Source organism: Petrocella sp. FN5 (assembly GCF_029210395.1).
Lineage (GTDB): Bacteria > Bacillota > Clostridia > Lachnospirales > Vallitaleaceae > Petrocella.
Genome location: NZ_JARGDP010000025.1, coordinates 33,221 through 39,344 on the forward strand (window position 1 = coordinate 33,221; position 6,124 = coordinate 39,344).

5 protein-coding genes and 1 pseudogene are annotated in these 6,124 nt (G+C 36.7%); all 6 read left to right on the forward strand.

The window, feature by feature from the left end:
* Window positions 1-2 precede the first annotated feature (2 nt).
* Window positions 3-425 (forward strand): 3-hydroxyacyl-ACP dehydratase FabZ, encoded by a 423-nt coding sequence (fabZ, locus tag P0N36_RS08165; protein ID WP_275842356.1) that lies wholly within the window; start codon window positions 3-5, stop codon window positions 423-425.
* Between the two features lie 14 nt (window positions 426-439).
* A complete protein-coding gene (locus P0N36_RS08170; RefSeq protein ID WP_275842357.1) occupies window positions 440-1,795 on the forward strand; it encodes an acetyl-CoA carboxylase biotin carboxylase subunit in 1,356 nt (451 codons plus the stop codon).
* Window positions 1,796-1,809: 14 nt separating this feature from the next.
* Window positions 1,810-3,456: pseudogene (gene accD, locus P0N36_RS15680) on the forward strand (acetyl-CoA carboxylase, carboxyltransferase subunit beta).
* Window positions 3,457-3,533: 77 nt separating this feature from the next.
* A complete protein-coding gene (locus P0N36_RS08185; RefSeq protein ID WP_275842360.1) occupies window positions 3,534-3,656 on the forward strand; it encodes a hypothetical protein in 123 nt (40 codons plus the stop codon).
* A 215-nt stretch (window positions 3,657-3,871) separates the two neighbouring features.
* On the forward strand, window positions 3,872-5,212 hold the full coding sequence (locus P0N36_RS08190) for a glucose-6-phosphate isomerase (protein WP_275842361.1): 1,341 nt from the start codon (window positions 3,872-3,874) through the stop codon (window positions 5,210-5,212).
* Between the two features lie 197 nt (window positions 5,213-5,409).
* Complete coding sequence (locus P0N36_RS08195; protein ID WP_275842362.1) at window positions 5,410-5,850, forward strand: MarR family winged helix-turn-helix transcriptional regulator; 441 nt, start codon at window positions 5,410-5,412, stop codon at window positions 5,848-5,850.
* Window positions 5,851-6,124 lie beyond the last annotated feature (274 nt).

Below are 6,124 nucleotides of genomic sequence, written 5' to 3' on the forward strand. Positions count from 1 at the left end.
ATATGTTAGATATTAAGCAAATACAAGAAATCATTCCTCATAGAGCCCCATTTTTATTGATTGACCGTGTGGATGAATTGGTGGTTGGTGTAAGTGCAACAGCTACAAAAAACGTTACTTTTAATGAGTATTTTTTTCAAGGACATTTTCCGGCAGAACCGGTTATGCCTGGGGTCTTGATTATTGAAGCCTTAGCACAAACAGGCGCAGTAGCTATATTAGCCAAAGAAGAAAACAAGGGTAAGATTGCGTATTTTGCAGGTATTGATAAAGCGAAATTCAAACAAAAGGTCGTACCGGGTGACGTGCTGAAGTTAGAAGTAGAAATTATTAGATCTAAAGGTCCCATCGGCATCGGCAAGGCGACAGCATCAGTAGATGGTAAAATTGCTACGGAATGTGAACTTAAATTCTTTGTCGGTTAAAATAGGAGGCTTATATGTTTGAAAAAATATTGATTGCCAATCGAGGTGAGATTGCTGTTAGAATCATTAGAGCATGTCGTGAGATGGGCATAAAAAGTGTTGCAGTTTATTCAGAAGCAGATAAAGAAGCGCTTCATACACAATTGGCAGACGAAGCCATATGCATTGGACCGGCTAATTCTAGAGAAAGTTATCTAGATATAACAAGGGTTATTAGCGCTGCAGTTATAACAAAAGCAAATGCGATACATCCTGGCTTTGGTTTTTTATCGGAAAATCCGACCTTTGCTCATGCTTGTGAAGATTCTAACATAATACTCATAGGTCCCTCATCAGAAATGATAGAAGCCATGGGCAATAAGTCAAGAGCCAGAAAAACCATGATTGAAGCAGGCATTCCTGTTGTACCGGGATCAGATGGTATTGTCAAAAGTATAATAGAAGCTAAAAAAATAGCAAATGATATTGGCTACCCCATGATTGTCAAGGCATCTTCAGGTGGTGGTGGAAAAGGCATGCGCATTATTTTAAATGAAGGCGAACTTGAGAAAAATTTTATAATGGCACAAAAGGAAGCAAAGGCATCCTTTGATGATGATGCTATGTATATGGAACGTTATATTGTTAATCCTAGCCATATTGAATTTCAGATCTTAGCAGATAATTATGGTAATACGGTGCATCTTGGTGAACGTGATTGCTCTATACAAAGACGTCATCAGAAGATTGTGGAAGAAGCACCATCATCTAAAATTACGCCAAAACTTAGAAAAACAATGGGTGATATTGCTGTAAAGGCAGCGAAATCTATCAACTATAGAAATGCCGGAACCGTTGAATTTTTACTAGAAGACAGTGGTGAATTTTTCTTTATGGAAATGAACACACGTATTCAAGTAGAGCATCCGATTACAGAGATGATCACAGGCATTGACTTGATTAAAAAGCAAATAGAAATTGCAGGCGGAAAACCACTTAACTTAAAACAAAAGGATATCGTATTAAAGGGACATTCAATTGAATGCCGAATCAATGCAGAGAACCCTTCAAAAGGATTTAGGCCTTCACCGGGAACCATTGATTATTTGCATATGCCGGGTGGTCATGGTATAAGAATAGATTCGGCCATTTATAATGGTTATGCAGTACCGCCACTGTACGACTCAATGTTGGCAAAGCTCATTGTTCATGGTGATACGAGAGAGGATGCCATTCGTAAGATGAACAGCGCCCTTGGCGAATTTGTGGTGTCCGGAATTGATACCAACATTGACTTTCATATGGAAATTATTAATCAACCGGATTTTATTTCTGGGAATTATAATACAAGTTTTATTGAGAACATTCAAGGCGACAAATTTGTAAAATAGGATAGGTGGCATTTATGAAAAATATATTCAAAAAAACCCATTATATTCAATTGACACCCAATCCAAAGAATACAAACGAAGCCAACGTACCAACAGGTTCTTGGATTAAATGTCCGAACTGTCATGAATTGATTTATAAAAAGGCATTAAAGGACAGCGATTTTGTATGTGGTAGCTGTAAAAAACACTTTAGAATGGATGCAGAAAGTCGTCTGGATTCAATTCTTGATGAAGGTACTTTCTTAGAGATGTTTACAGAACTTAAAACAGTCAATGTACTGAATTTTAAAGGATATGATGAAAAAATTAAGGCCTTAAAAACCAAAACAAAACTTCATGAAGGCATAATGACAGGTACAGGTAAGATTGAAGGTAGAGAAGTTGCCATAGGCGTCATGGATTCAAGATTTTTAATGGGTAGCATGGGTGCGGTTGTAGGAGAAAAAGTGACATTATTGGTTGAGATGGCGACGGAGGCCTTGCTACCGGTTATCATCTATACAGCATCAGGCGGTGCTAGAATGCAGGAAGGAATCATATCGCTCATGCAGATGGCCAAAACATCTGCAGCTATAAAACGACATTCAGATGCAGGTTTGCTATATATAACAGTACTAACTGATCCAACGACAGGTGGTGTTACGGCCAGTTTTGCTATGCTAGGCGATATTATTTTGGCAGAACCGGGAAGCTTAATTGGATTTGCTGGCCCCAGAGTCATTAGAGATACCATTAAGCAAGAGCTGCCTGATGGTTTTCAGACAGCGGAGTTCTTAATGGAACATGGTTTTGTAGATAAAATCGTTCACCGAGAAGATATGAGAAGTACTCTAAGTGGTCTTCTTAAAATGCATAGTTAGGAGGATCTTAAAATGAAGGCATGGGATCGCGTATTAAAAGCTAGAAAAAAAGATCGTCCGACATCTTTGGAATATTTGGATGTCATATTTGATTCTTTTATTGAGCTACATGGTGACCGTTTATACTCAGATGATAAGGCCATCGTTGGTGGGCTTGCAAAACTCGGTGATATAAAGGTTACCGTTATAGCTCAAGAAAAAGGTAAAAAACTTAAAGATAAGATGGCGAGACATTTTGGAAGCCCTCTTCCGGATGGCTACAGAAAAGCGCTAAGGCTCATGAAACAAGCAGAAAAGTTTAACCGCCCGATTATTTGCCTAATAGATACACAGGGTGCCTTTTGTGGCATTGAAGCGGAAGAACGCGGTCAAGGTGAAGCAATTGCTAGGAATCTCTATGAGATGTCAGCACTTAAAGTACCTATTATATCCATAATTATTGGAGAAGGTGGGTCAGGTGGCGCATTGGCACTTGCGGTATCTGATGAAGTCTGGATGCTTGAGAACGCCATCTATTCCATATTATCACCGGAGGGATTTGCTAGTATACTTTATAAAGATGGATCTAAGGCCCCACTCATCGTAGATGAAATGAAAATTACAGCAAATGATTTGCTTAATCTAAAAGTTATTGAAAAAATTATTGACGAGCCTGAAGAAGGCATAGAGGTTCATTTTGATCAAACAGCAGAGGTCATGAAAAAAGCATTAATTGAGAAAATTGAAGAACTCTCTTTATTGGACAAAACCACTTTGGTTAATAGAAGGTATGATCGGTACAGACAATTTACATATGAATAGTATTGCTTTATAATAGAGACGTGTTGACGTCTCTATTATAGTTTTGACACCTTAACCCTAGATGGAAGGAAAAACAGATGGTTATGCAAAATAACAATAGAAAAAAGAAAAAACTTAATCCCACTTTAAAAGCAGGTATTATTTGTGTTTTGGCCATTGCAATTATTTGGATTGTTATGACTTACAATAATGTTTGGTAGCATCCACGCGTCCTATGTAAGCCTTTACATAGGATCATATATTCTATATAATGGTAAAGAGTCAAGACTAAGTTTCATTGGATCACATACAGAAGCTAGAATACAAGGACACAATTGTAACGAGATATTCTATGTGAAAGTTCAACTATAATTAATGAAAAACGCTGATAAACACCATCAAATGAAACGATATAAAAGATTTAGGAGGACAAAACATGAAATTAGGATTAGATTATTCAAGAAGTTCAGTAAAGGATCACGAATTGAAGGGTTTTGAAAAAATGGTTGAAGCAGCACATCATATGCTTCATGAAAAAACAGGACTTGGTAATGAATTTTTAGGTTGGATTGACTTACCTTTAGATTATGATAAAGAGGAGTTTAACCGAATTAAAAAAGCAGCCAGAACCATTCAAGAAAAGGCAGAGGTATTGGTTGCCATAGGTATAGGTGGCTCCTATTTAGGTGCAAAGGCGGTTATTGATGGCTTATCGAATGCATTTTACAATCTTCAAGACAAACAAGATCGTAAAGGCCCACAGATTGTTTTTGCCGGTCATAATATCAGTGGTACTTACTTAAATCAACTGGTTGATTATTTAAAAAATAAACAAATCTGTATCAATGTAATCAGTAAATCAGGTACAACAACAGAACCGGCCATAGCTTTTAGAGTATTAAAAAGTCTTATTGAAGATAAATATGGTAAGGAAGAAGCCAAAAATCGTATTTTTGCTACAACCGATCAGTCTAGAGGCGCACTTCGTCAACTAGCAACAGCAGAAGGTTATGAGACATTCATTATTCCTGATGATGTCGGAGGCAGGTACTCTGTACTCACACCAGTTGGATTGTTACCGATTGCAGCAGCAGGTATCGATATAGATGGCTTAATGGAAGGCGCTTTATCAGGAAGAGAAGAGTATGGTAATCCGAATCTTTGGGAAAACCCTTGTTATCAGTATGCAGCCATTCGCAACGCACTATATAATAAGGGGAAAACCACTGAAATATTAGTGGATTATGAACCGGTTATGTTCTTTGTTGCAGAGTGGTGGAAGCAACTTTTTGGCGAGTCTGAAGGTAAGGACCAAAAAGGCATATTCCCTGCAGCCGTACATTTTTCAACAGATCTACATTCAATGGGTCAATACATTCAAGATGGTCGTAGAGATATTTTTGAAACAGTTGTTACCATAGAAAAGCCTCAAGAAGATGTTACAATAAAAGAAGATGAAGGAAATTTAGATGGTTTGAATTACTTAGCGGGTGAAACTTTCAACTATGTAAACCAGAAAGCTTTCCAAGGAACCTTATTGGCACATGTTGACGGTGGTGTGCCCAATGTGGTCATCAGCTTACCGGAGTTAACACCCTTCTACTTTGGAAAAATGATATACTTCTTTGAAAAAGCTTGTGGAATCAGTGGATATTTACTTGGTGTAAACCCATTTGACCAAGAAGGTGTTGAAGCCTATAAGAAAAATGTATTCGCATTATTAGGTAAACCTGGTTATGAAGCATTAAGAGAAGAGCTACTTGATAAGTTAAAATAGTTCAAGGCAGCAACAAATGAGAATCATTATTGACAAGGGGACCATATATCTATATAATAAAACTATCTTGCACGATTGGTTACTTAACTTTTCATAGAATTTCTAAGCTCTTGGCCTACAAGATTATTCATCGCTAAGAAATCCTGCAGATGGTATTGTATAAGTTTATATGCCTTGAGATGAAAGAAGGAATTCCCTTGTCAGAATTTGGACTTAATGAACATCTATGTTTTCAATTATATCAAGCCTCAAGAGCAATGACGCGATTGTACAAGGAGGTTTTAAAACCATATCAGTTAACTTACCCACAATACATTGTCATGGTATTATTATGGGAGCATGATCGTCTATCATTTAAGGAAATCAGTGAAGAACTCCACCTAAAAACAGGTACTTTAAGTCCTTTACTAAAAAGACTTGAAAAGGACGGTTGGATTAACCGCAAACATAACAGTAACGATGACCGTATGATTGAAGTATATTTAAGTAAGAAAGGAATTGCATACCGAGAGGAAGGTATTTTAATACCTTGCGAGACCTTAAAGCGCCTTAAGTATGATCAAGAAACTTATGATTTTTATCTTGAGACAGCAAAAAAACTGAGTTTGCATCTTCACGAGATTGAGAAAACACCTTAATCATAGAATAAAGCCTCAAAACTAAGTTTCACTAAGTTCATAAACAAGATATAGATTACGTTAAAGCATTCGTAACTATATCTTATTTATGAAAGTTCAACTATATAGTTTTGATGCCTTAATCATAGAATAAAGCCTCAAAACTAAGTTTCACTAAGTTCATAAACAAGATATAGATTACGTTGAAGCATTCGTAACTATATCTCATTTATGAAAGTTAAACTATATAGTTTTGATGCCTTAATCATACTCTAATCATTTTCATTGATTATTT